The sequence below is a fragment of the Bradyrhizobium mercantei genome (genome assembly GCF_001982635.1).
GTDB lineage: Bacteria > Pseudomonadota > Alphaproteobacteria > Rhizobiales > Xanthobacteraceae > Bradyrhizobium > Bradyrhizobium mercantei.
On record NZ_MKFI01000002.1, the window covers coordinates 776,429 to 799,827 of the forward strand.

Here is a 23,399-nt window from a genome sequence, read left to right on the forward strand (position 1 = left end):
CTAGCTCTTCGCCGGCAGGTTGGTCTTGATGTGCAGCTCCTTGAGCTGCTTCGGCGTGGCTTCCGACGGCGCCCCCATCAGCAGGTCCATGGCCTGCTGGTTCATCGGGAACAGCGAGATCTCGCGCAGATTGTTGGTACCGCACAACAGCATCACGATGCGGTCGAGGCCGGCCGCCATGCCGCCATGCGGCGGAGCGCCGTACTGGAACGCACGGTACATGCCGCCGAAGCGGTCGATGACCTCCTGCTCGCCATAGCCTGCGATCTCGAACGCCTTCACCATCGCTTCCGGCTTGTGATTGCGGATGCCGCCGGAGGCGATCTCGTAGCCGTTGCAGGCGATGTCGTACTGGAACGCCTTGATGGTCAGCGGATCCTGCGACTTCAGCGCGTCGAGGCCGCCCTGCGGCATCGAGAACGGGTTGTGCGAGAAGTCGACCTTCTTGTTCTCCTCGTCATACTCGTACATCGGGAAGTCGACGATCCAGGCGAGCTCGAAGCGGTCCTTGTCGATCAGGTTCAATTCCTCGCCGAGCTTGGTGCGCGCAAGGCCTGCGAACTTCCAGAACTTCTCGGGATCGCCGGCGACGAAGAACGCCGCGTCGCTCTCCTTGAGGCCGAGTTGGTCGCGGATCGCAGCCGTGCGCTCGGGGCCGATGTTGTTCGCCAGCGGACCTGCGCCCTCGCCGCCCTCGCGCCACATGATGTAGCCGAGGCCGGGCTGGCCTTCGCCCTGCGCCCACGAGTTCATGCGGTCGCAGAACGCGCGGCTGCCGCCGCCGGTGCCGGGGATCGCCCAGACCTGGTTCTTCGGGTCTTCCAGCATCCGCGCGAACACCTTGAAGCCGGAGCCGCGGAAGTGCTCGGAGACCTCCTGCATCACGATCTTGTTGCGCAGATCGGGCTTGTCGGAGCCGTATTTGCGCACGGCTTCCGCGAACGGAATGCGGGGCCAGTTCTTGGTCACCGGCTTGCCCTTGGCAAAGTCCTCGAACACGCCCGTGATGACCGGCTCCATCGCCGCGAACACGTCGTCCTGGGTCACAAAGCTCATCTCGACGTCGAGCTGATAGAACTCGCCCGGCAGGCGGTCGGCGCGCGGGTCCTCGTCGCGGAAGCACGGCGCGATCTGGAAGTAGCGGTCGAAGCCCGACATCATCAGCAGCTGCTTGTACTGCTGCGGCGCCTGCGGCAGCGCGTAGAACTTGCCGGGATGGATGCGCGACGGCACCAGGAAGTCGCGCGCGCCTTCCGGCGACGACGCCGTCAGGATCGGGGTCTGGAATTCGAAGAAGCCCTGCTCCTTCATCCGCTTGCGCATGGAATCGACCACCGCGCCGCGGGTCATGATGTTCTGGTGCAGCTTCTCGCGACGCAGGTCGAGGAAGCGGTACTTGAGCCTGATATCCTCAGGATATTCCTGCTCGCCGAACACCGGCAGCGGCAGCTCGGCCGCCGGGCCCAGCACCTCGATCTCCTTGATGTAGATCTCGACCATGCCGGTCGGCAGTTCGGGATTGTCGGTGCCTTCAGGACGGCGGCGCACCTTGCCGTCGATCCGCACCACCCACTCCGAGCGGAACTTCTCGACCTCGGCGAACGCCGGCGAGTCCGGATCGGCCACGCATTGGGTGATGCCGTAATGGTCGCGCAGATCGACGAACAGCACGCCGCCATGGTCGCGGACCCGGTGGACCCAGCCTGAGAGCCGGACCGTCTGGTCGATATCGCTCTCTCGGAGCGCGCCGCATGTGTGTGACCGGTAGCGATGCATATTCGTTCCAAAACTGATGTCGGAGGGTCGAATCGCGACAGGGCCAAAATCCCCTGTCCGAAACTGCGGAGGGTTTACCCGACGAGGCCGGGTGCGGCAACCAAGGGAACGCCGCCTTTTCGGGCCAAACCGCAGATTTTCCGCGCCAGCGCCGCCAATCGTTTGCCTATTCGGCCCGCAGGCCTATCTTCCCGGTATGACCATCCATTTCCCGTTCCAGAACACCTATTCGGCGCTGCCGGCGAACTTTTTCGCCCGCGTCGCGCCGACCCCGGTGGCCTCCCCCCGGCTGATCAAGCTGAACCGGGCCCTCGCAGTCCAGCTCGGGCTGGACCCGGACCTGCTGTCGACGCCTGAGGGTGCCGAAATCCTCGCCGGCAAGCGGCTGCCTGACGGCGCCGATCCGATCGCCATGGCCTATGCCGGCCACCAGTTCGGGCACTTTGTTCCCCAGCTCGGCGATGGCCGCGCCATCCTGCTTGGCGAGGTCATAGACCGGGACGACGTCCGCCGCGACATCCAGCTCAAGGGATCTGGCCCCACCCCGTTCTCTCGCCGCGGCGACGGCCGTGCCGCGCTCGGACCGGTGCTGCGCGAATACATCGTCAGCGAGGCGATGTTCGCGCTGGGCATCCCGACGACAAGGTCGCTGGCCGCCGTCGTCACCGGCGAGCCGGTGATGCGCGAGACCGCGCTGCCGGGCGCGGTGCTGACCCGCGTCGCCTCGAGCCACATCCGCGTCGGGACCTTCCAGTTCTTCGCCGCCCGCGGCGACACCGACGGCGTCCGGGCGCTGGCCGACCATGTCATCGCCCGGCATTATCCCGAGCTGAAGGACGCCGCCCAGCCCTATCACGCGCTGCTCGCCGGCGTCGTGGCGCGGCAGGCCGCGCTGGTTGCGCGCTGGCTCCTGGTCGGCTTCATCCACGGCGTGATGAACACCGACAACACCTCGATCTCGGGCGAGACCATCGATTACGGCCCCTGCGCCTTCCTCGACGCCTACAACCCGGCGCAGGTGTTCTCCTCGATCGATGAGATGGGCCGCTACGCCTATGCCAACCAGCCGCGCATCGCGCTGTGGAATCTGACCCGGCTCGCCGAGTGCCTGCTGCCGCTGTTCGACGGCGAGCAGGAGAAGGCCATCGAGCAGGCACAGACCATCCTCGGCGAATTCCCCGAAAAATTCACCGCGGCCTACCAGGCCGGGCTGCGCGCCAAGGTCGGCCTGTTCACCGCACGCGACGGCGACGAAGCGCTGATCCAGGACCTGCTCGACGCGATGGCGAAGAACGCGGCCGACTTCACACTGACCTTCCGTCACCTGGGTGCGGCCGCAGCCGATGACGCCGCCGACGTCCGCGCGCAGTTCACCGATCCCGCAGCGTTCGACGAATGGGCGGCCCGCTGGCGCACCCGCCTCGCGCTGGAACAGCAGACGCCGGCCGAGCGCAAGGCCGCGATGGGTGCCGTCAACCCGGCCTTCATCCCGCGCAACCACCGCATCGAGGCGGTGATTGCGGCTGCGGTGAACTCGGACGACTATGCGCCGTTCGAGGAGCTGGTGACCGTGCTGGCAAAGCCGTTCGAGGATCAGCCGCAGTTCGCGGCCTATGCCGATCCGCCGCTGCCCGAGCAGATGGTGACGCAGACGTTCTGCGGGACGTAGCCGCCTTCGTCATTGCGAGGAGCGAAGCGACGACGCAATCCATCTATCCGCGCATGCGGGCCGATGGATTGCTTCGCTTCGCTCGCAATGACATGGAGAGACTGGCCCTCACAGCGTCACCACGATCTTGCCGAACTGCGCGTTCGACTCCAGGAAGCGGTGCGCCTCGACGATCTCTTCGAACGGAAACGTCCTGGCGATGATCGGCTTCAGCGCGCCGTCGGCGAGCCCGTCGAGGATGAACGCCTTCGCCGCGGCGAGCCGCGACGGATCCTGGACGACCTCATGCACGCGGTAGCCGCGCAGGATCAGGCTCTTGCTCAGCACGGTGAACAGCGGAAACGGCGTCGGCTCAGGGCTGAGCCCGCCATACTCGATCAGGATGCCACCATGCGCCATCGCCGCTGTCAGCGGCACGAAGATGGGGCCGCCGACCGGATCGAGCACGACACGAACGCCGTCCAGCCCCGCGATCTGCTCCAGCCTCGATTGCAGATCCTCCTCTGCGGACGCGATCACATGCGCGGCGCCGGCATCACGCAGCGCCTGCACCTTCGCCGAGGTCCGCGTCACCGCAATCGGGATCGCACCGACACGGTTGGCGATCTGGATCGCGGCGAGCCCGACGCTGCTCGATGCCGCCGATATCACCGCGAACTCCCCACGGGCGAGCTTCGCGATGTCGATCAGGGCGCCATACGCCGTGAGATATTGCATCCACACCGCGGCCGCCTCTGCAAACCCCAGCGCCGGCGGATGCTTGACCACCAGCTCGGCCGGGAACGTCGCGAGTTCGGCATAGGCCGGCCACCGCGCCATCGAGATCGGCGGCACGATGCTGACGGCATCGCCTTGCGCGAAATCGCTGACGCCCTCGCCGACCGCTTCGACAAGGCCGGCGGCCTCGAGGCCGAGGCCCGACGGCAGCGCCGGCGTCTCGATATAGGTCCCCCTGCGCATCAAGGCCTCGGCGCGGTTCAGTCCGAGCGCCTTGATCCGGATCCGGACCTCGCCGCGCGCGGGCGGCGCGATCGCGACCTCCTCGATGCGCAGCACCTCGGGACCGCCAAGTTGATGAAAACGAACGACGCGTGCCATCGGCAACACTCCAAAACAGTTGATTTGAATGAGCTATGCCAAGGCCAATTCAGCGGATAAATCATCCCGCCGACTGAACAGTCAAAACCAGGAGTTTCGAATGATGGATCGCCTGACCAGCATGGCCGTCTTCCTCAGGGCGGTTGATCTCGGCTCGTTCGCCGCCGCGGCCGAGGCGCTCGAGATGTCCGGTCCGATGGTCGGCAAGCATGTCCGCTTCCTCGAGGAGCGGCTCGGCGTCCGCCTGCTCCACCGCACCACGCGGCGGCAGAGCCTGACCGAGTTCGGTCAAGCCTATTACGAACGCTGCCGCACGGTGCTCGCCGAAGCGGATGCCGCCGACGCGCTTGCTGCCGATCAGCTGTCCGAACCGCGCGGTCGGCTGCGCGTGACGATGCCGGCGCTGCTCGGCCGGCACTGCGTGGCACCGCTGCTGCTCAAGCTGGCGCAGAAATATCCGGCGCTAGAGCTCGATCTCTCGTTCGGCGATCCCGTCGCCGATCTGATGGAGGGCGGCTACGACCTTGCGATCCGGACCGGCGAACTCAACGAGCAGGTGAGCGTGATCACGCGACGCATCGCGCGCCAGCGCATGGTGGTGTGCGGCTCGCGCGCGTATTTGAAGGCGCACGGCAGGCCGCGCGCGCTCGACGAACTCGACCGGCACCAGGCGATCGTCTATCGCCGCCTGGGGCGCGCTAGGCCGTGGCTGTTCCCGCGCGACGGTGCGCGGCCGCACGAGGTCTGGCCGGCCGGGCGGCTCCGGCTCGACGATCTCGAAGCGATCGCCGATGCTGCGGCGCGCGGCATGGGACTGGCGTGGCTGCCCTCGTGGTTGGTACGCGACCGCCTCGCAAGTGGCGCGCTGGTCCAGGTTCTCGGCAATGAAGGGGAACTGCCCTATGACTGCCACGCGCTGTGGCTGCCGACGCCGCAGCTGCCGCCAAAAGTCCGGCTCGCGGTAGACGTGCTCGCCGCAGCGTTGCCGAAACTCGTGGCATAGCGCGCTCGTTTTGATCCCGTGCCGCGCTCGTGAGCGTTAACTCACCCTCCACCATGCCGGGAGGCCGGCGGCGGTAACCATAAGGCTTAACAGCGCGTCAACGCTCCCCCAACAAGTCTAACTGTTTCTGATGGGGGAGAACGGCCCGTGGACGCATTTGCATTTGAATTTATGGGACTGGCGATGATCGCGCTGTGCCTGGTCGTGCTGGCGATGCCTGCCGCGCGCCGGCCGTCGAAGAAGATGGGCTACGAGTGAACGGCGCGACCAACGTTCGTAGGGCGGATTAGCGCCAGCGTAATCCGCCTCCTTGCGAGGACACAGAGGTTGCCCTCGCGCGCTTCGAGCACGAGACGCCATCGGTTGGTTTCCGCGACCTAGCAACCCCGGCGGATTACGCCTTCGGCTAATCCGCCCTACTTTTTGCACGCATCCTTTCCCGCACATCTCTGCCTTGCCCGATGACGGCCACGCAGCCCGGTTCCGCGGTGCTATGGTTGCCGCGTCCTGCCCTCGTTGCATCTGATTCCCGTCATGACCGAGACCGCCTCGTCGCTGATCCATCCCGGCTGGTTTGCCGCGATCGCCATATTGCTGTGGGCCACCGGCCTGCTGCCGGAATTCCTCACCGCGCTGCTGTTCTTCGCGGCGGTGGCCGTGTTCCGCGCGGCGCCGCCGGACGTGCTGTTCTCCGGCTTCCAGTCGGAAGCGTTCTGGCTGGTGCTGGGCGGCTTCGTGATCGGCAGCGCGATCCGCAAGGTCGGGCTCGCCGACCGGATCGCACGCGCCCTCGCGGGACACCTCTCGGGCTCCTGGTTCCGGATGGTTGCCGGTGTCATCCTGCTGACCTACGCGCTCGCCTTCGTGATGCCGTCGAACATGGGCCGCATCGCGCTCTTGATGCCGATCATCCTCGCGCTCGCCGATCGCGCCGGCTTGGCTGAGGGATCGCCGGGCCGCACCGCGCTCGCGCTTGGCGTCGGCTTCGGCACCTATCAGCTGTCGGCATCGATCCTGCCGGCGAACGTGCCGAACCTGATCATGACCGGCGCCGCCGAGCGCGCCTATGGCGTGCAATTCGACTACATGTCGTATCTCGTGCTGCATGCGCCCGTGGTCGGCATCCTCAAGGGCATCGTGCTGGTGGGCTGCCTGGTGTGGCTGTTTCCAGCATCGCCGAAGCCGATCGAGGGCTCTGTCGAGACGACACCGATGACCGCGGCCGAATGGCGGCTCTCGATCATCCTGCTTGCGACACTCGCCTTCTGGATGACGGACAGTCTGCACGGCATCCGCCCGGCATGGGTCGGGCTGGTGTCGGCGTGTCTTTGCGTGCTGCCGCGCATAGGCTTCCTCAACGGCGAGGAATTCGCCGCCGGCGTCAATGTCCGCACCTGCATCTATCTCGGCGGCATCCTCGGGCTTGCTGCCGTCGTCGCCTGGTCCGGGCTCGGCACCGCGATCGGCGATCGCATCATCCCGCATCTGCCGCTCGACCCGGCGCGGCCGGCAGCGGATTTCGCCTCGATGATCGGGCTCGCCAGCCTGTTGAATTTCGTCGTCACCGCCAACGGCGTCCCCGCGGTGTTCACGCCGCTCGCCGCCTCGCTCGCCGCGCATACCGGCTTGAGCCTTCAGACCGTCTTGATGTCGCAGGTCTTCGCCTATGCGACGCCGCTGCTGCCGTATCAGGCGGCTCCGATCGTGGTCGCCGCCGGCATGGCGCGGGTGCCGACCAGCGCGGCGGTCAAGATGTGCCTCGTCGTCGGCGTGATCTCCTTCGTCGTGCTGGCGCCGCTCTATCTGGTCTGGTTCCGGCTGCTCGGCTGGATCGGCTGAGCGGCCCGCGCCTCGGCAAGGAACGGCCGCAGCGCCGGGTTGAGATTGCCCGGCCGCCAGGCGATCACATGCTCGATCGCAGGCGCCGCCTGAAGATCGCGCTGCACCAGATTGTCGATACCGAGCTTGCCCATCGATTCCGGCACCAGCGCGATGCCGAGATTTTCCGCGACCAGGCTGACGATGGTCTGCTGCAGCTCGACCTCGAGCCGGATGGTCGGCTCGAATCCGCCGGAGCGGCAGTACTGCACGATCGCCTCGCGCAGCATCGGCGCCGCTTCGACAGGCGTCGCGATCAACGGCTGGCCCTTGAGCTGCCTGGCGCTGACGCTCGTGCGGCTGGCGAGCGGATGGCTCGGATGCAGCGCGAGGCACATGCGCTCGCGATGGATGATGCGGGTCTCGAGTCCCTTGATCGGTCCGGGGTTGAACATGATGGCGGCATCGAAGCGCCCGCCCAGCACGGCCTCGGCGAGCGCGCCCGGTACCACCTCGCGCAGCTCGACATGCACCTCGGGATGGCCCGCCATGTAGCGCCGCGCGAGGCCCGGCAGGCTGGTATAGGCCGCGTGCATCATGAAGCCGATGGCGAGCTCGCCGACCTCGCCGCGTTCGGCGAGCCGCGCGTTGCGGCAGGCCTGGTCGAAACTCATCAGCACGGCGCGCGCATCCTCCAGAAAGCGGCGGCCGGCCGGCGTGAGGCTCGCGCGCCGGGACTCCCGCTCGAACAGGTGGACGCCGAGCTCCTTCTCCAGCGCCGCGATCTGGCGGCTCAGCGGCGGCTGGCTGATATGCAGCCGCTCGGCGGCGCGGCCGAAATGCAGCGTCTCCGCCACGGCCACGAAATAGCGCATTTGCCTGATGTCGATCATGATACCGAAAAGGTATGAACTGGAGCCTCAATCAGTATTGGATGATATCAGAGCCGAGGCGTAGGACTGAAGCGCTTTCGTTACCCAGGCCCCCAATGCTCGCGACCCTCGCCGCCGTTCTCCCGATCTTCTCGCTCATCTTCGCCGGCTGGCTGGCGCGCCGGATCGGCGTGGTCGGCCCAGCCGCGTCGAGCGAGTTGAACCGCTTCGTCGTCTACCTCGCGCTTCCGGCGCTGCTGTTCGACGTCATCGCGCACGCGCAATGGAGCGATGTCTGGCAGCCCTCCTTCATCGCGGCATTCGGCATCGGCGCCGCGCTGGTGTTTGGCCTGACCATCGCGATCGCCCTGATCCGCCGCAGACATCTGGTCGATGCCGCGATCGACGGCCTCAATGCCGGCTATGGCAATACCGGCTTCGTCGGCTTCCCGCTGGCGGTGGCCGCGCTCGGCCGCGAGGCGCTGGCGCCGACGCTGGTCGCAACCATCATGACGGTGTGCGTGCTGTTTGCGATTGCGATCGTGCTGATCGAGACCGGGCTGCAAACCGAGCGGCGCGGCAAGGATGTCATCGTCAAGGTCGGCCGCTCGCTGCTCACTAATCCCTTGCTCGTCGCCCCCGTGCTCGGCGCGATCGTTCCGCTTGCCGGCCTGACTATTCCCGCCCCGGCGGAAAGTTTCCTGAAGCTGTTGGGCGGCGCGGCCTCGCCCTGCGCGCTGGTCGCGCTCGGGCTGTTCCTCGCCACCAAGCGCGAGGCGACCGAGCAGAACATCGGTTCGGCGGCGCTGCTGGTCGGCTGCAAGCTCGTGCTGCAACCGGCGATCACCTGGGTGATGGCGACCACCGTGTTCGGCCTCTCCCCGCTGCTGACGCACACGGCGGTGCTGCTCGCAGCACTTCCGACCGGCACCGGCCCGTTCATGCTCGCCGAGTTCTACCGGCGCGAAGCCAACATGACGTCGAACGTCATCCTGGCCTCCACGGTGGTGTCGGTCATCACCCTCAGCGGCTATCTCGCGATGGCCCGATAATATCGCGCCGTCGCGTCATCGAATGGCGATATGCTTGCCCTGATGAGTCCTGACATGGGACGCAAGTCAGGGAATCGACGCTTGAACGACACCGACGTCCAGCAGCCCAGCACGCTGCCCTCGAGCACAACGCACTCGCCGCTCGAGGTGCTGCTGATTTTCCTCAGGCTCGGCGTCAGTTGCTTCGGCGGCCCGATCGCGCATATCGGCTATTTCCGGGACGAGTTCGTCGTTCGCAGGCGCTGGCTCGACGAGCAGGCTTATGCGGATTTGGTCGCGCTGTGCCAATTCCTGCCCGGCCCCGCGAGCAGCCAGGTCGGCTTTTCGCTCGGCCTGATGCGAGCAGGCTATCTCGGGGCGCTGGCGGCCTGGACCGGCTTCACGCTGCCCTCGGCGATCGCGCTCGTGCTGTTCGCGTATGGCGCCAGCGGATTGAGCGGCCCGGCCGGCACAGGGCTGGTGCACGGCCTGAAGCTGGTCGCGGTCGCAATCGTGGCCCAGGCGGTCTGGGGCATGGCGCGCTCGCTCTGTCCCGACCGCGCACGCGCATCGATCGCGACGGTGGCGGCGCTCGTCATCCTCGCCAGTTCGTCGTCGATCGCACAGATCGGCGCCATCGTGCTCGGCGCCGTCGCCGGGCTGTGGTTCTGCCGCGCGCAACAGACCAACGGCGCGACCCATATGGCGATGCCGGTGTCGCGCCGCGTCGGCGTGGCCGCGCTGATCCTGTTCGTCGTGCTGTTGGTCGGATTGCCGCTGCTGTCCCGCACATGGCCCGGGCTCGGCCTGTTCGAGGCCTTCTACCGCTCCGGCGCACTGGTGTTCGGCGGCGGCCATGTCGTGCTGCCGTTGCTGCGCGAAGCGGTGGTGACGCCGGGCTGGATCGGTGACGATGCGTTCCTGACCGGCTACGGCGCCGCACAGGCCGTGCCCGGCCCGCTGTTCACCTTTGCCGCCTATCTCGGTGCCGTGATCGGCGGCGTGCCGGGCGCGATCACGGGCCTCGTCGGCATCTTCCTGCCGGGACTTCTCATCCTGCTCGCAGCCTTGCCGTTCTGGGATCAATTCCGCAAGCAGCCGGCGGCCCAGGCGATGATGCGCGGCGTCAACGCCGCCGTGGTCGGCATCCTGGGTGCCGCGCTCTACGATCCGGTGTGGACCAGCAGCGTGCACCGTCCGCTCGATTTCGGCGTCGCGCTGGCCGGCTTCGTCCTGCTCACGGCATGGCGCGCGCCGCCGCTCGTGGTGGTCGTGCTTAGCGCGGCGGCCGGCATCGCCACCGGGCTCCTGCAATCGTGAACGACCCTCAGCCGTTTCGCCCGCCGAATTAACAACGCCTTCACGGCTGGCGGCCAGAATACCGGCATATGCCAAATGTTTCCAAACATGCGGATCCGACCCGTGTTCCCGTGCTGGACCTGCTGCGGCTCGCCGCGGTCGGGGCCGTGATCCTGTATCACTACGGTTTCTGGGGCACCGCATCGCACGGCGTTCAGAAGGTGGCGCTGCCCTACCTCGCGCCGGTCGCGCAGTACGGCTTCCTCGGCGTCCCCGTGTTCTTCGCGATCTCCGGCTTCGTGATCGCCTACTCGGCCGAAGGCCGCACGCCTGTCGGTTTCGCGATCGCCCGCTTCAGCCGGATCTATCCGACCTTCGTCATCTGCATGTCGCTGACATTCCTCGCGACGCTGCTGCTCGGCCACGCCTGGTTTCAGGTGACGTGGGGGCAATGGCTGGCGAACCTGTTCATCGCCGCGCCGATGCTCGGCCAGCCCTACATGGATGACGCCTACTGGTCGCTGGTGATCGAGGTGGTGTTCTACGCCTGGGTCGCGCTGTTCCTGGCCTGGGGCATCTTCCCGCGGCGGATCGACACCATCATCGTGGCGTGGATCGCCGTCACCTTCGCCAACGAGTTGACGCTGGACGTTCCGCTGTTCGAGAAACTGTTCATGGCCGACGACAGCGGCTTCTTCGCCGTCGGGCTTCTGATCTATGAACACTACCGCGGACGGCGCGACACGAGGCTCTACAGCCTGCTGACGCTGGCGATGGGCACGGCGACGTTTCAGGCCGTGCACAAGCTGGAGCGGCTCGGCGTCCACACGCATGGCAGCTTCGATCCGCGCGTCGTCACCGCGATCTGCATCGTCTCGCTCGGCATCGTGTTCGCCGCGACCCGCATCAAGACCGTGCCGCTGCCGGAAAGCCTGGTCAGAGCCATCGGCGGCATCACCTATCCGCTCTATCTGCTGCATCTGCAGCTCGGCTACGTGATCCTGCTGCTGATCACGCCAACGCCGGACGCGCTGTCCACCGCACTGGTGGTGGCCGGCATGGTCGTGCTGGCGTGGTTCGTCTGGCGCTTTCTCGAAGCGCCCGCGCATTATCGCGTCAAGGACCGGCTCACGATGCTGGCCGCACGCCATGGATGGCCGTCGCGCACTCGCGCAGGCGAAGCGCGGATCGATCCGGGACACGTCTCTGCGCACGTCGAAGCCGGGCGGATTGCCAATCACTGATTGCGCTGCAACCAGCGATTGCTCGCCCATCCCGCACAGAACACCGCATCGGCGCCGTCGGGAATGGTCTGCGCGAACCACCGGGCGACCTCCGGCGAGGTTTGGGTCCGCGGCTCGTCGCGATAGCGAAGCTGGCCGTACGCACCCCGCATCGCCATCGTCGCCTTCTCGATGCCCTGACGAGGATACAGGGTCGCAGCCAGGCTGAGACAGAGATCATCGAGATCGCCGCCCTGCGTCTCGGCTGGAATGGCCGGCACAACGCGTCGGCATTGTGCGCGCCCCAACACGTAGATGACGGGATTTCGCGTCCGCCAGCACAGGCAGAATTCTGCGGGCGCTGCCGGGTGACCGAGCTCCGCGGCCATCGCAGCATCGAACATCCGCTTGAAAGAGCCGCGACCACGATGCGTGTCTCTGACTGCCGTGCCCGAAAGATAGATCACGGACGTGCCGGCAAAGGTCAGGCGCTGAATGATGAGGTAAGCCACGCATTCACCGCTGTGGTGGAGCAGGACGATGCCGTGGTCAGGCTTGAACGGAGAATGCTGGCGGGACCAGAATCTTTCCGTTGTCAGCCAGTTCGTGTCGATGATGCTGTTGATGTCCTCGAGCACGGCATCGCGGCGATGTTCAGGGACGTCAGAGGCGATTTGAAACAGCTCACTGCTGACGGCCCCTGGCGGCGTCGCAATCACGGCGGCTCCTACTGACATTCGACTTCAAGTTGCTTCCGCAGGGTACGGCACCCACGGTCGGCCTGGCAAGCCGGGGCAACGCTCGATCCGCACCTGGCTTTTCCTGCACGCTCTTCAAGAGAGGCGAAACGACAGGCGGGACTCGGACAAATCATGTCGCGAGAATGCGAAGCTGCGCCATCATCACCACTCGTCATCGCCCGGCTTGACCGGGCGATCCGGTACGCCGCGAACTCTCGGGAGCCATTCCCCCCCGATGCCATTGCCGCGGGACCGCGGCGGCGATCTCCCGATCAATGAATTCCGGTGGTTATGGGGCCCCTGAATTCACCCGGCTTTCGCCAAGACGACGGCCAAATTCGCGGCACGACCGGGCCGAAAACGCCCTCGAATCACGTCCGATTAATTCAAAAATGCCCTGTCCCTCACTCCATGCAGGGCCAAAATCCCTGCAAGACCCTTGACATAGCTGCCCTTTCGGCAGAACGCGTGTGGTCAAGCCGTCATGGACATTTCATGGATCTGATTAGCACGACCTCCGACCTCGCCGCCGCCTGTGATCGGCTCGCCCAACACAAGGTCATCACTGTCGACACCGAGTTCCTGCGGGAGACGACCTACTATCCGCTGCTCTGCGTCGTGCAGATGGCAAGCGCGGACGAAGCCGTCGTGGTCGACGCGCTGGCGCCCGGCATCGACCTCAAGCCGTTCTTCGAGCTGATGTCGAACGAAGCCGTGCTGAAGGTCTTCCACGCCGCGCGGCAGGATATCGAAATCGTCTGGCATCTGTCCGGCACGATCCCGCATCCGATCTTCGATACCCAGGTCGCAGCCATGGTGCTCGGCTATGGCGACAGCATTGCCTATGACCAGCTGGTCGATCGCGTCACCGGCCACCGCCCCGACAAGACCCATCGCTTCACCGACTGGTCGCGCCGTCCGCTGAGCGAGGAGCAATTGCATTACGCGGTCTCCGACGTCACCCATCTGCGCGAGGTGTTCGCGGCGCTCGATGCCGATTTGCGCAAGCGCGACCGCAGCGACTGGGTCAGCGAGGAGATGGAGATCCTGACCTCGCCGAAGACCTACGACTTCCATCCCGAGCGCGCCTGGGAGCGGCTCAAGACCCGCGTGCGCAAGCCGCGCGAGCTCGCGGTGCTGATCGAGGTCGCCGCCTGGCGCGAGCAGGAGGCGCAGAGCCGCGACGTGCCGCGCTCGCGCGTGCTCAAGGACGATGCGGTCGGTGATATCGCCACCCATGCCCCGACCTCGCTCGACAAGCTCGGCAATTTGCGCTCGCTGCCGAAGGGTTTCGAGCGCTCGAAATGGGGCGCCGACATCATCGCTGCCGTGCAGCGCGGGCTCGCCCGCGACCAGGCCACGCTGCCCAAGCTGGAAAAGCCGAGAAACAATTCCAACGGTGCGGCGACTGTCGAGCTGTTGAAGGTGCTGCTGCGCATGACCTCGGAGCGCCACGGCGTCGCCAGCAAGGTGATCGCCACCGTCGATGACCTCGAGCAGATCGCGGCCAGCGATCAGGCCGAGGTCGGTGCCCTGCACGGCTGGCGGCGCGAATTGTTCGGCGAGGCCGCGCTCAAGCTCAAGCATGGCCAGCTCGCGCTCGCGATCGACAAGGGCCGCGTGGTGCGGGTGGATCGGGGCTAGCACCAGTTCCCGCACCTCGGTGCCGTCGGCCAACGGCCGATGCCTTGCGGCGCAGCACAGGCTGAGGTTGCGTCACGCGAAACCACCGCGCTTGCTAAGGCGCAATTTTCGTGTTGCAATCCCTTCACAATCGGATTGCGGCCGTTCGACTGTGCGTTTCACGACGTTGATACCAAGGCTTCAAGAGGCGGCTTCGAGAGGCGAAACTTCGGACTTGAAGACTTTGGATCTGAAGACCCGTGAACTGAACAGACAGCGGACAGCCCGCTTGTGGCGTGGCACGTGGAAAACGTGGCCGCGTCTTTTTTATGTCTAAACTGGGAGAGAGACGATGCCGAAGGGTACCGTCAAATGGTTCAACCCGACCAAAGGATACGGGTTCATCAAACCGGCCGTCGGCGACAAGGATGTGTTCGTCCACATCTCGGCGGTCGAACGCGCAGGCCTCAGCACACTGAACGAGAACCAGACCGTCGAGTACGAGCTGGTGGAGAACCGCGGCAAGGCGTCGGCAGAGAACCTCAAGGTTCACTGAGCGTCGCTGCTCGCGGAATTCATCCTGATGCCTCCCCCGGCCGCATCACCCGGGGGATCCTTCTCGGAGATCTCTTTCGCATCCGCGCCCTAGGGCGCCGGCGCGATCAGCGTGCTGCCGGTTGCAGCGCTGCCCTCTGTCCTGCAGACGTCGCCTTCGAGCTTAAGCCGGCCGCTCGCAAGCAGCCGCAGCGCCTCCGGATAGATGCGATGCTCGATTCCGATCACGCGTGCCGCGAGCGTCTCGGCCGTGTCGTCGTCGGCCACCATGACCGCGCCCTGCATCACGATCGGTCCGGCGTCGGTCTCCGGGATCACGAAATGCACCGTCGCTCCCGACAGCTTGACCCCTGCGCGCAGCGCCTGGCCATGCGGATCGAGGCCGGGGAAGCACGGCAGCAGCGAGGGATGGATGTTGAGCATCCGGCCGTACCAGTGCCGGGCGAAGTCGGCGGTAAACAGCCGCATGAAACCGCCGAGACAAATCAGCTCGACCTGCTTGTCGTCGAGCGCCTTTTGCAGCACCGCCTCGAAGCCGGCGCGGTTCTTGCCGAACGGCTTGCTCTCGATGACGATGGTCGCAATGCCGTTCGCGGCCGCCCTCTCGAGTCCGGCAGCATCAGCGCGGTTGGAGATCACAGCCACGATCTCGGCCGGAAAATCCTGAGCCTTCGCAGCCTCGATCAGCGCGGCCATGTTGGAGCCGCGGCCGGAAATCAGGATGGCTGTGCGGCGCTTCATCGCGAGAGATCGAGATGACCGTTATAGACCACGCGATGCTCGTCCTTGTGATTCCCCTTGGCCTCGATCACCTCGCCGAGCTGCGTCACGGTCTCGCCGCTCTCGGTGAAGACCTCGATGACCCGTTCGACCGCCTCACGCCTGACGATCGCGATCATGCCGATGCCGCAGTTGAAGGTGCGCAGCAGCTCGAGCTCGGCGATGCCGCCCTGCTCGGCCAGCCATTTGAACACCGGCAGCACCGGCAGCCGCGCCAGATCGATGCCGACGCCGAGATGCTTCGGCAGCACCCGCGGGATGTTGTCGGTGAAGCCGCCGCCGGTGATGTGGGCAAGCCCTTTCACCGCGCCGGTCTCGCGGATCGCGCGCAGGCAGGATTTCACATAGAGCCTGGTCGGCGTCAGCAGCGCTGCGCCGAGCGTCATGACCGGTGCGAACGGCGCCGGCGCGTCATAGGCAACGCCGGACAGCTCGACGAGCTTGCGCACCAGCGAATAGCCGTTGGAGTGCACGCCGGACGACGCCAGCCCGATCACGGCGTCGCCGGCCGCGATATCCGCGGTCGGCAGCAGGGTGCCGCGTTCGGCCGCGCCGACCGCGAAGCCGCCGAGGTCGTAGTCGCCGTCCTTGTAGAGGCCGGGCATCTCGGCGGTCTCGCCGCCGATCAGCGCGCAACCGGATTCGCGGCAGCCCTCGGCGATGCCGGCGACGATCTGCGCAGTGGCCTCCGGATGCAGCTTGCCGCAAGCGAAATAGTCGAGGAAGAACAGCGGTTCCGCGCCCTGCACGACGAGGTCGTTGACCGACATCGCGACCAGGTCGATGCCGATGCCGCCATGGATGCCGGTCTCGATCGCGATCTTCAGCTTGGTGCCGACACCATCGGTCGCGGCCACAAGGACAGGGTCCTTGAAGCCCGCGGCCTTGAGGTCGAACAACCCGCCGAATCCGCCGATCTCGGCGTCCGCGCCGGGCCGTGCGGTGGCCCGCACCATCGGCTTGATCAGATCGACCAGACGATTGCCGGCGTCGATATCGACACCCGAATCCGCGTAAGTGAGCCCGTTTTTGCGCTCGGTCATGCCCAATTCCAGATGATAAGGGGCTGGTTACGAGGAATTCCGCCCCCGCGCAATGGCTCGCGGGCAGCTCGCCGCGATACTATGTAGATAACACCCGGCCGCTGCGCAAAAGAGCCGGATATCGAGTAAAATCAGGCTTCTAGCCGGGAAGCGATTCAAGTTGAACATTCCGAACATCATCACCCTCGGCCGCATCATCCTGGTGCCGGTGATCGTCTGGGCCATCGTGTCCAGCCAGATGGAGATCGCTTTCGCGATCTTCGTAGTCGCCGGCGTCTCGGACGCGGTCGACGGTTTCCTCGCCAAGCGCTTCAACATGACGAGCGAGCTCGGCGCCCTGCTCGACCCGCTCGCCGACAAGGCGCTGCTGGTGTCGATCTATGTCGCACTGGGAATCTGGGGCGCGGTGCCGCGCTGGATCGTGATTCTCGTGGTGTCGCGCGACATCATGATCGTCTCCGCCGTGATTGTGTCATGGTTGTTCGACAAGCCGGTCGAGATGAAGCCGCTGATGGTGTCGAAGCTGAACACGGTGGCGCAGGTCGCGTTCGCAGCGTTGGTGCTGGCCTCGCTCGGTTTCGGCTTTCAGCCGCATCCCTACGACCTGATCCTGATGGGGCTGGTCACGATCTTTACTTTGGGATCGGTGTCCCTCTATCTCGTGGAGTGGGTGCGGCACATGAGCACGATCGAAGCTCGGTAGCGCACCATCCGGAAAAGTGGAAAGCAGTTTTCCCGCGACAAGCGCACAGCGTTTGCGCCGAGATCATGCTAAAATAAAGTGGTTTGGAGACTTGTGTGGCCAGTAGCGTTCAACCTCGTCAATTGGCCTTGGCCCTGCCGCACGAGGAGAAGCTGACCCGCGACGATTTCCTCGAGGGCCCCGCCAATGAAGCGGCGCTGGCGCTGATCGACGGCTGGCCGGACTGGCCGAACCGAATCATGCTGCTGGTCGGGCCCGACGGCTCCGGCAAGAGCCACCTCGCCGCGATCTGGGCCGAGAGTGCCGGCGCGCGTTCGACCGCGGCGCATGCGCTGACGGCTGAGGCGGTGCCGACCGCGCTTGCGACCGGCGCGCTGGTGGTCGAGGACCTCCGGCCGTCGGATTTCGACGAGCGCGCGATGTTTCACCTGATGAATCTCGCGCGCCAGGACGATGCCTTCGTGCTGATCACGGCGCGCGTTCCGCCGTCGGCGTTCGAGATCGAGCTGCGCGATTTGCGGTCACGGCTACGTGCTGTGCCAACGGTGACGCTGCTGCCGCCCGACGACCAGCTGTTCCGCGGCCTGATCGTCAAGTTCTGCGCCGACCGCCAGATGAGCGTCGACGAGCCCCTCGTCAGCTATCTCTGCAACCGGATCGAGCGCTCCTACGTTGCCGTCCGGCAGGCGGTCGAGCTGCTCGATACCGAGGCGCTGCGGCTCGGCCGGCCGGTCACCAGGGCGCTGGCGGCGGAGCTGTTGCGCGACGCCTGAGCCGTGCCTGCGGCTTGACGGCACGGGCGAGCAGCACATCAATGTCATCGAAACGTCATCGCAATATCACATGGTCGGAACTGCCTTCGGCTAGATCGCCCCGGCCCCCTGCCTCGAATTGGACCAGCACTTGATGGACTCGGCACAAGCACCTGAAATCAAAGAGAAAGAGGCGGAACTCCCGCCCGTCCCCGCGATCGCGACCAGCCCCGAGCGATTCATCAACCGGGAGCTCTCCTGGCTGCATTTCAACCGGCGGGTGCTCGAGGAATCGGTCAATCTCGGCCATCCCGTGCTGGAGCGGGTCCGCTTCCTGTCGATTTCGGCGAATAACCTCGACGAGTTCTTCATGGTCCGTGTCGCCGGTATCAAGGCGCAGGTCCGCGAGGGCATCACCGAGCGCAGCCCGGACGGCCTGCTGCCGGCCGAGCAGCTCGTGATGATCAACAAGACCGTGTCGCAACTCGCCTCCGACCAGCAGGCGATCTGGAGCGACCTGCGCGACATCCTGTCCAAGGTCGGTATCCAGCTGGTCGATGGCCGTGACGTCACCAAGTCCGAACGCAGCTGGATCGAGGATCACTTCCTCCACAGCATCTTCCCGCTGCTGACCCCGCTCGCGATCGACCCGGCGCATCCCTTCCCGTTCATCCCGAACCTCGGCTTCACGGTGGCGCTGCAATTGTCGCGGATCTCCGACGGCAAGGCGATGAACGCGCTGATCCGCATGCCCGGCAAGATCGACCGCTTCATCCGCATTCCCTCGTCGAAGGAAGGCGCGCCGGCCCGCCTGATCACGCTCGAGCAGGCCACCGGCCTGTTCATCGGACGCCTGTTCCCCGGCTACACCGTGAAGGGACAGGGCGCGTTCCGCATCATCAGGGACTCCGAACTGGAAATCGAGGAAGAGGCCGAAGACCTCGTCCGCCTGTTCGAGACCGCGCTCAAGCGCCGCCGCCGCGGATCGGTGATCCGGCTCGAGATCGAGGCCACGATGCCCGAAGAGCTGCGCGTCTTCGTGCAGCACGCCTTGTCGGCCGCGGACGATGAAGTGATCCTGGTCGACGGCGTGCTCGCGATGAACGAGCTCTCGCAGCTCACCCGCCTCAATCGCCCCGACCTCGAATTCCCGCCCTATGTGCCGCGCCATCCCGAGCGGGTGCGCGATCATGGCGGCGATATCTTCGCCGCGATCCGCCAGAAGGACCTCGTGGTCCATCACCCCTACGAATCCTTCGACGTCGTCGTCCAGTTCCTGCAACAGGCGGCGCGCGATCCCGATGTGGTCGCGATCAAGCAGACGCTCTATCGCACCTCGAACAACTCACCGATCGTGCGCGCGCTGGCGGAGGCCGCAGAGGCCGGCAAGTCGGTCACCGCGCTGATCGAATTGAAGGCGCGCTTCGACGAGGAAGCCAACATCCGCTGGGCGCGCGACCTCGAACGCGCCGGCGTGCAGGTGGTGTACGGCTTCATCGAACTGAAGACGCATGCCAAGCTGTCGATGGTGGTGCGCCGCGAGGGCGGCAACCTCACCACCTACGTGCACACCGGCACCGGCAACTACCATCCGGTCACCGCGCGCATCTACACCGACCTCTCCTACTTCACCTCGGATCCGATCATCGGCCGCGACGTCGCGCGTGTCTTCAACTACATCACCGGCTATGCCGAGCCGAGCGACATCGAGAAGATGGCGGTGTCGCCGCTGACGCTGCGCAAGCGCATCATCGAGCACATCCATGGCGAGATCGCCCACGTCAAGCACGGCCGGCCCGGCGCGGTCTGGATGAAGATGAATGCGCTGGTCGACCCCGACATCATCGACGCGCTGTACGAGGCCTCGCAGGCCGGCGTCTCGGTCGAACTCGTGGTGCGCGGCATCTGCTGCCTGCGGCCGGGGCTGCCGGGATTGTCGGAGAACATCCGCGTCAAATCGGTGATCGGCCGGTTCCTGGAACACGGCCGAATCTACTGCTTCGGCATGGGCCAGGGCCTGCCGAGCACGAAAGCTGCTGTGTATATCTCGTCCGCCGACATGATGCCGCGCAACCTCGACCGCCGCGTCGAGGTTCTCTGTCCGCTGCAAAATCCCACGGTGCATCAGCAGGTTCTGGAACAGATCATGGTCGCGAATCTGAAGGACAATGAGCAGAGCTGGCAATTGTTGCCGGATGGATCGTCAACGCGTATGAAGGCCGCGAAAGGCGAAGAGCCTTTCAACCTGCATGACTATTTTATGACAAATCCGAGTCTGTCCGGCCGTGGTAAGTCTCTCAAGGAATCTTCACCGCGCCGTCTCACGCGTCGTAACGAGCGTCAGCAGCCATCGTCTTAAGGGGGCTCACCGGTGAAGCGGCCGCGGAAGCGCGCTTCCAGCGTCGCTGTGATCGATATCGGCTCGAACTCGGTTCGACTCGTGGTTTACGAGTCGATGGCGCGCAGCCTCGTCACCATCTTCAACGAGAAGGCGCTGTGCGGGCTCGGACGCGAGGTGCAGAGCACCGGCCTGCTCGCAACCGACGCCGTCAACAAGGCGCTCACCGCGCTGCGCCGCTTTCGCGCGCTGTGCCGGATCCAGCAGGTCGGCCGCGTCTACGCGATCGCGACCGCGGCCTGCCGCGACGCCAAGAACGGTCCGGACTTCATCGCCCAGGCCGAGCGGATCTGCGGCGCCAAGATCGAGATTCTCACCGGACCGCGTGAGGCGAAGCTGTCTGCGCTCGGCGTCGTCTCGGGCGTGCACAATCCGAACGGCATCGTCGGCGATCTCGGCGGCGGCTCGCTCGAACTGATCGACGTCAAGGGCAACCGCGTGCGCAGCGGCGTGACGCTGCCGCTCGGCAGCCTCGCGCTACAGGACCTCTCGAACAAATCGCTCAAGCGCGCCGAACGCATCGTCAAGAACGAGCTGCTCGGCGTCGCCCAGCTCAAGACCGGGCGCGGCCGCACCTTCTACGCGGTCGGCGGCACCTGGCGCGCGCTCGCGCGCATCCACATCATCCAGAGCGGCTACCCGCTCAAGGTGATGCACGGCTATTCGATTCCGGCCGCGGATGCGCTCGACTTCGCGCAGCGGCTGCGGCGGCTGGCGGCCACCAACATGCTGGCCAACATCGAATCGATCGCCGATGCGCGGCGGCCGCTATTGGCCTATGCCGCGCTCGTGCTCGAATACATCATCCGTGTCGCGCAGCCGAAGACCATCGTGTTCTCGACCTTCGGCGTGCGCGAGGGCCTGCTCTACGAGATGCTGCCGCAGGTCGAACGCGCCAAGGACGGACTGGCCTGTGCCGCGCAGAACCTCAACGTATTGCTGTCGCGCTCGGCCCGTCACGCCCAGGAGCTGACCGCCTGGACCGACCGCCTGGTGCGGGTCGTCAGGCTGCGCGAGACCGAGGAAGACCGCAGGCTGCGGCACGTCGCCTGCCTGCTCTCCGACATCGGCTGGCGGGTGCATCCCGATCATCGCGGCGAGGAAACCCTCAGCCTGATCATGAACGGCAATTTCGGCTCGATCACCCATCAGGGCCGCGCCTTCGTCGCGCTCTCGGTGTTCTATCGCTACGCCGGACTCAGCGAGGAAAATGAGCCGCCGCCGCAGATTCGCGCGCTGGTGACGCCGGCGATGGACGAGCGCGCGCGTGTGCTCGGCGCCGCGTTCCGCGTCGCGCATCTGATCACGGCCGCACGCACCGGCGTGCTGCCGCTGACGCATTTCCGCACCCAGGGCCGCAAGCTGATGCTGGTGTTCGAGCACCGGATGGTGGATCTGGTCGCCGACCGGGTCGGCAGCCGCTTCAGGCAATTGGCGCGGCTGGTCGGGCGCGCCGGCTCGATCGTGCGGCGCTAGAGCATGATCCGGAAAAGTGCGAAGCGGTTTTCCGGAACGATCATGCTCAAACAAAGCGCCAAAGCCCGATGACGATTCAACCTAATCTCATCGCGCTTTAGTCAGTCTCGTCACGCCGCCTTGGCGGCGTGCTTGGCCTTGCGCAGCGCGTGGCGGCGCCAGAGCGATCCCATCACCAGCACCACGATGATGCCGAGCACCGCGAGCGCGATCTCGCCGCCGCTGCCGCCATGGCCGAATTGCGGCGACATCCCGATCGACGCCAGCCAGGAATCGAGCTTGGCGCCAAGCGGTCCGGCGAACAGCGCATCGAGCCTCGGATGCACCGCCGGATCGGTCGCGATGACGTCGCCCGCGATCCAGCCGAGCAGCGCGGCGCCGGCCCAGACCAGGATCGGCAGCTTGGTGAGCAGCGCCATGATCAGCGCCGCACCGGCAACGATCAGGGGAACGCTGATCGCAAGCCCGAGCACCAACAGCGGCACGCTGCCATTGGCGGCGGCAGCCACCGCGATCACGTTGTCGAGGCTCATCACGATGTCGGCGACGACGACGATCTGAACCGCGGCCCACAGATGCGAGGCCGCATGCACACTGTCCTCGTCCTCCTGCTCCGGCACCAGGAGCTTGGCGGCGATCACTAGCAGCGCCAGTCCGCCGACGAGCTTCAGATAGGGAAGCTCCATCAGGCTGGCGACGATGCCGGTGAAGATGACGCGCAGCAGCACCGCCGCGGCGGCGCCGAGAATCATGCCCCACAGCCGCTGCCGCGGCGCGAGCCCCCGGCAGGCGAGCGCGATCACGAGCGCGTTGTCGCCCGACAGCAGGACGTTGATCCAGATGATCTTGCCGACGGCGACCCAGAAGGCCGGCGTCGCCATCTCGTTCTTGAACTCGGTGAAGAACGCGCCGATGTACGCCGGATCAAAGATCTGCCACAGCCAGTCCACAGCGAGTCCTATTCGGCCTTACGGCCGCCCCTGGCGGCGGTCGTCCGCCGCTCCCCGGTTTATTTCGACACGGTCTCCTCGAGGAGACCGTGCCATTTTCAAACTGTACGTGGTTAGCCGACGATCTCGTTGCCGGCGAAGAACTGCGCGATCTCGATCACAGCGGTCTCCGGCGCATCCGAACCGTGCACCGAATTCTCGCCGATCGACTTCGCATAGAGCTTGCGGATGGTGCCTTCGGCCGCCTTCGACGGATCGGTCGCGCCCATCACGTCGCGATACTTCAGGATGGCGCCCTCGCCCTCCAGCACCTGGACCACCACCGGGCCCGAGGTCATGAACTCAACCAGCTCGCCGAAGAACGGGCGCGCCTTGTGGACCGCGTAGAAGGTCTCGGCCTGGCCGCGGGTCATCTGGATGCGCTTCTGCGCCACGACCCGCAGGCCCGCCTTCTCGATCACCGCATTGACCGCGCCGGTCAGGTTGCGCTCGGTGGCGTCGGGCTTGATGATCGAAAAGGTGCGTTCAATCGCCATGATTTCGTCCTTGTAAACGGTGGCTGGGAGTTGCCGGGGCTTATATCGGCGCGA

General features: G+C 65.8%; 20 protein-coding genes. 12 read left to right on the top strand and 8 right to left on the bottom strand.

Features of this window, described 5'->3' with window-relative positions; translation table 11 throughout:
* Nucleotides 1–1,776, bottom strand: a complete 1,776-nt coding sequence (gene aspS, locus BI327_RS11195) for an aspartate--tRNA ligase (RefSeq protein WP_076860293.1) — start codon at nt 1,774–1,776, stop codon at nt 1–3.
* A 196-nt stretch (nt 1,777–1,972) separates the two neighbouring features.
* Between aspS and BI327_RS11200 the strand changes: the two genes are divergently transcribed.
* Nucleotides 1,973–3,445, top strand: a complete 1,473-nt coding sequence (locus BI327_RS11200; RefSeq protein WP_076860294.1) for a protein adenylyltransferase SelO — start codon at nt 1,973–1,975, stop codon at nt 3,443–3,445.
* Nucleotides 3,446–3,553: 108 nt separating this feature from the next.
* On the opposite strand, the gene BI327_RS11205 is transcribed toward BI327_RS11200, so the two are convergent.
* The gene (locus BI327_RS11205) at nt 3,554–4,543 is read right to left on the bottom strand and encodes a zinc-dependent alcohol dehydrogenase family protein (RefSeq protein ID WP_076860295.1); all 990 of its coding nucleotides are present in this window, start codon (nt 4,541–4,543) and stop codon (nt 3,554–3,556) included.
* Nucleotides 4,544–4,646: 103 nt separating this feature from the next.
* Between BI327_RS11205 and BI327_RS11210 the strand changes: the two genes are divergently transcribed.
* Together BI327_RS11210 and BI327_RS11215 are read left to right on the top strand one after the other, a co-directional pair.
* Nucleotides 4,647–5,546 (top strand): LysR family transcriptional regulator, encoded by a 900-nt coding sequence (locus BI327_RS11210; RefSeq protein WP_076860750.1) that lies wholly within the window; start codon nt 4,647–4,649, stop codon nt 5,544–5,546.
* Nucleotides 5,547–6,080: 534 nt separating this feature from the next.
* On the top strand, nt 6,081–7,385 hold the full coding sequence (locus tag BI327_RS11215) for an SLC13 family permease (protein WP_076860296.1): 1,305 nt from the start codon (nt 6,081–6,083) through the stop codon (nt 7,383–7,385).
* Here the strand turns inward: BI327_RS11215 and BI327_RS11220 are convergent.
* Nucleotides 7,346–8,239 (bottom strand): LysR family transcriptional regulator, encoded by an 894-nt coding sequence (locus BI327_RS11220; protein WP_245334771.1) that lies wholly within the window; start codon nt 8,237–8,239, stop codon nt 7,346–7,348. The two genes, BI327_RS11215 and BI327_RS11220, sit on opposite strands and share 40 nt — an antisense overlap.
* 113 nt (nt 8,240–8,352) lie before the next feature.
* Here BI327_RS11220 and BI327_RS11225 point away from each other — a divergent pair, with 113 nt between their 5' ends.
* The 3 genes from BI327_RS11225 to BI327_RS11235 all read left to right on the top strand — a co-directional run bounded on the left by BI327_RS11225 (nt 8,353) and on the right by BI327_RS11235 (nt 11,810).
* On the top strand, nt 8,353–9,288 hold the full coding sequence (locus BI327_RS11225; protein ID WP_076860298.1) for an AEC family transporter: 936 nt from the start codon (nt 8,353–8,355) through the stop codon (nt 9,286–9,288).
* A gap of 54 nt (nt 9,289–9,342) precedes the next feature.
* Complete coding sequence (gene chrA / locus BI327_RS11230; protein WP_394329845.1) at nt 9,343–10,587, top strand: chromate efflux transporter; 1,245 nt, start codon at nt 9,343–9,345, stop codon at nt 10,585–10,587.
* 68 nt (nt 10,588–10,655) lie between these two features.
* A complete protein-coding gene (locus BI327_RS11235; protein ID WP_245334772.1) occupies nt 10,656–11,810 on the top strand; it encodes an acyltransferase family protein in 1,155 nt (384 codons plus the stop codon).
* Here the strand turns inward: BI327_RS11235 and BI327_RS11240 are convergent.
* Entirely contained in the window at nt 11,804–12,508 is a 705-nt protein-coding gene (locus BI327_RS11240; RefSeq protein WP_143271580.1) for a hypothetical protein, read from the bottom strand. The genes BI327_RS11235 and BI327_RS11240 overlap by 7 nt on opposite strands.
* 516 nt (nt 12,509–13,024) lie before the next feature.
* On the opposite strand from BI327_RS11240, the gene rnd reads away from it, so the two are divergent.
* Complete coding sequence (gene rnd / locus BI327_RS11245; protein WP_076860301.1) at nt 13,025–14,173, top strand: ribonuclease D; 1,149 nt, start codon at nt 13,025–13,027, stop codon at nt 14,171–14,173.
* 331 nt (nt 14,174–14,504) lie between these two features.
* A complete protein-coding gene (locus tag BI327_RS11250; RefSeq protein ID WP_021079877.1) occupies nt 14,505–14,708 on the top strand; it encodes a cold-shock protein in 204 nt (67 codons plus the stop codon).
* A gap of 89 nt (nt 14,709–14,797) precedes the next feature.
* Here BI327_RS11250 and purN read toward each other — a convergent pair whose 3' ends face one another.
* Both purN and purM read right to left on the bottom strand, forming a co-directional pair.
* Nucleotides 14,798–15,448: a phosphoribosylglycinamide formyltransferase gene (gene purN, locus BI327_RS11255; RefSeq protein WP_076860302.1), complete on the bottom strand. Its 651-nt coding sequence runs from the start codon at nt 15,446–15,448 to the stop codon at nt 14,798–14,800.
* Nucleotides 15,445–16,530: a phosphoribosylformylglycinamidine cyclo-ligase gene (gene purM / locus BI327_RS11260; protein ID WP_076860303.1), complete on the bottom strand. Its 1,086-nt coding sequence runs from the start codon at nt 16,528–16,530 to the stop codon at nt 15,445–15,447. The genes purN and purM overlap by 4 nt, the downstream gene beginning before the upstream one ends.
* A 160-nt stretch (nt 16,531–16,690) precedes the next feature.
* Here purM and BI327_RS11265 point away from each other — a divergent pair, with 160 nt between their 5' ends.
* The 4 genes from BI327_RS11265 to ppx all read left to right on the top strand — a co-directional run bounded on the left by BI327_RS11265 (nt 16,691) and on the right by ppx (nt 21,859).
* Entirely contained in the window at nt 16,691–17,233 is a 543-nt protein-coding gene (locus tag BI327_RS11265; RefSeq protein WP_076860304.1) for a CDP-alcohol phosphatidyltransferase family protein, read from the top strand.
* Nucleotides 17,234–17,328: 95 nt separating this feature from the next.
* The gene (locus BI327_RS11270) at nt 17,329–18,006 is read left to right on the top strand and encodes a DnaA/Hda family protein (RefSeq protein ID WP_076860305.1); all 678 of its coding nucleotides are present in this window, start codon (nt 17,329–17,331) and stop codon (nt 18,004–18,006) included.
* Between the two features lie 133 nt (nt 18,007–18,139).
* Nucleotides 18,140–20,344: an RNA degradosome polyphosphate kinase gene (locus tag BI327_RS11275; RefSeq protein WP_076860306.1), complete on the top strand. Its 2,205-nt coding sequence runs from the start codon at nt 18,140–18,142 to the stop codon at nt 20,342–20,344.
* Nucleotides 20,345–20,356: 12 nt separating this feature from the next.
* The gene (gene ppx, locus BI327_RS11280; protein ID WP_076860307.1) at nt 20,357–21,859 is read left to right on the top strand and encodes an exopolyphosphatase; all 1,503 of its coding nucleotides are present in this window, start codon (nt 20,357–20,359) and stop codon (nt 21,857–21,859) included.
* 110 nt (nt 21,860–21,969) lie between these two features.
* Here the strand turns inward: ppx and BI327_RS11285 are convergent, their stop codons facing one another.
* Together BI327_RS11285 and ndk are read right to left on the bottom strand one after the other, a co-directional pair.
* The gene (locus BI327_RS11285; protein WP_076860308.1) at nt 21,970–22,809 is read right to left on the bottom strand and encodes a TerC family protein; all 840 of its coding nucleotides are present in this window, start codon (nt 22,807–22,809) and stop codon (nt 21,970–21,972) included.
* Between the two features lie 113 nt (nt 22,810–22,922).
* Nucleotides 22,923–23,345: a nucleoside-diphosphate kinase gene (ndk, locus tag BI327_RS11290; RefSeq protein WP_076860309.1), complete on the bottom strand. Its 423-nt coding sequence runs from the start codon at nt 23,343–23,345 to the stop codon at nt 22,923–22,925.
* Between the last annotated feature and the right edge of the window lie 54 nt (nt 23,346–23,399).

Coding starts and splice junctions, on each gene's coding strand:
- aspS (WP_076860293.1), bottom strand. CDS start 1,776: ATGCATCGCTACCGGTCACACACATGCGGCGCGCTCCGAGAGAGCGAT.
- BI327_RS11200 (WP_076860294.1), top strand. CDS start 1,973: ATGACCATCCATTTCCCGTTCCAGAACACCTATTCGGCGCTGCCGGCG.
- BI327_RS11205 (WP_076860295.1), bottom strand. CDS start 4,543: ATGGCACGCGTCGTTCGTTTTCATCAACTTGGCGGTCCCGAGGTGCTG.
- BI327_RS11210 (WP_076860750.1), top strand. CDS start 4,647: ATGGATCGCCTGACCAGCATGGCCGTCTTCCTCAGGGCGGTTGATCTC.
- BI327_RS11215 (WP_076860296.1), top strand. CDS start 6,081: ATGACCGAGACCGCCTCGTCGCTGATCCATCCCGGCTGGTTTGCCGCG.
- BI327_RS11220 (WP_245334771.1), bottom strand. CDS start 8,239: ATGCGCTATTTCGTGGCCGTGGCGGAGACGCTGCATTTCGGCCGCGCC.
- BI327_RS11225 (WP_076860298.1), top strand. CDS start 8,353: ATGCTCGCGACCCTCGCCGCCGTTCTCCCGATCTTCTCGCTCATCTTC.
- chrA (WP_394329845.1), top strand. CDS start 9,343: ATGGGACGCAAGTCAGGGAATCGACGCTTGAACGACACCGACGTCCAG.
- BI327_RS11235 (WP_245334772.1), top strand. CDS start 10,656: ATGCCAAATGTTTCCAAACATGCGGATCCGACCCGTGTTCCCGTGCTG.
- rnd (WP_076860301.1), top strand. CDS start 13,025: ATGGATCTGATTAGCACGACCTCCGACCTCGCCGCCGCCTGTGATCGG.
- BI327_RS11250 (WP_021079877.1), top strand. CDS start 14,505: ATGCCGAAGGGTACCGTCAAATGGTTCAACCCGACCAAAGGATACGGG.
- purN (WP_076860302.1), bottom strand. CDS start 15,448: ATGAAGCGCCGCACAGCCATCCTGATTTCCGGCCGCGGCTCCAACATG.
- purM (WP_076860303.1), bottom strand. CDS start 16,530: ATGACCGAGCGCAAAAACGGGCTCACTTACGCGGATTCGGGTGTCGAT.
- BI327_RS11275 (WP_076860306.1), top strand. CDS start 18,140: ATGGACTCGGCACAAGCACCTGAAATCAAAGAGAAAGAGGCGGAACTC.
- ndk (WP_076860309.1), bottom strand. CDS start 23,345: ATGGCGATTGAACGCACCTTTTCGATCATCAAGCCCGACGCCACCGAG.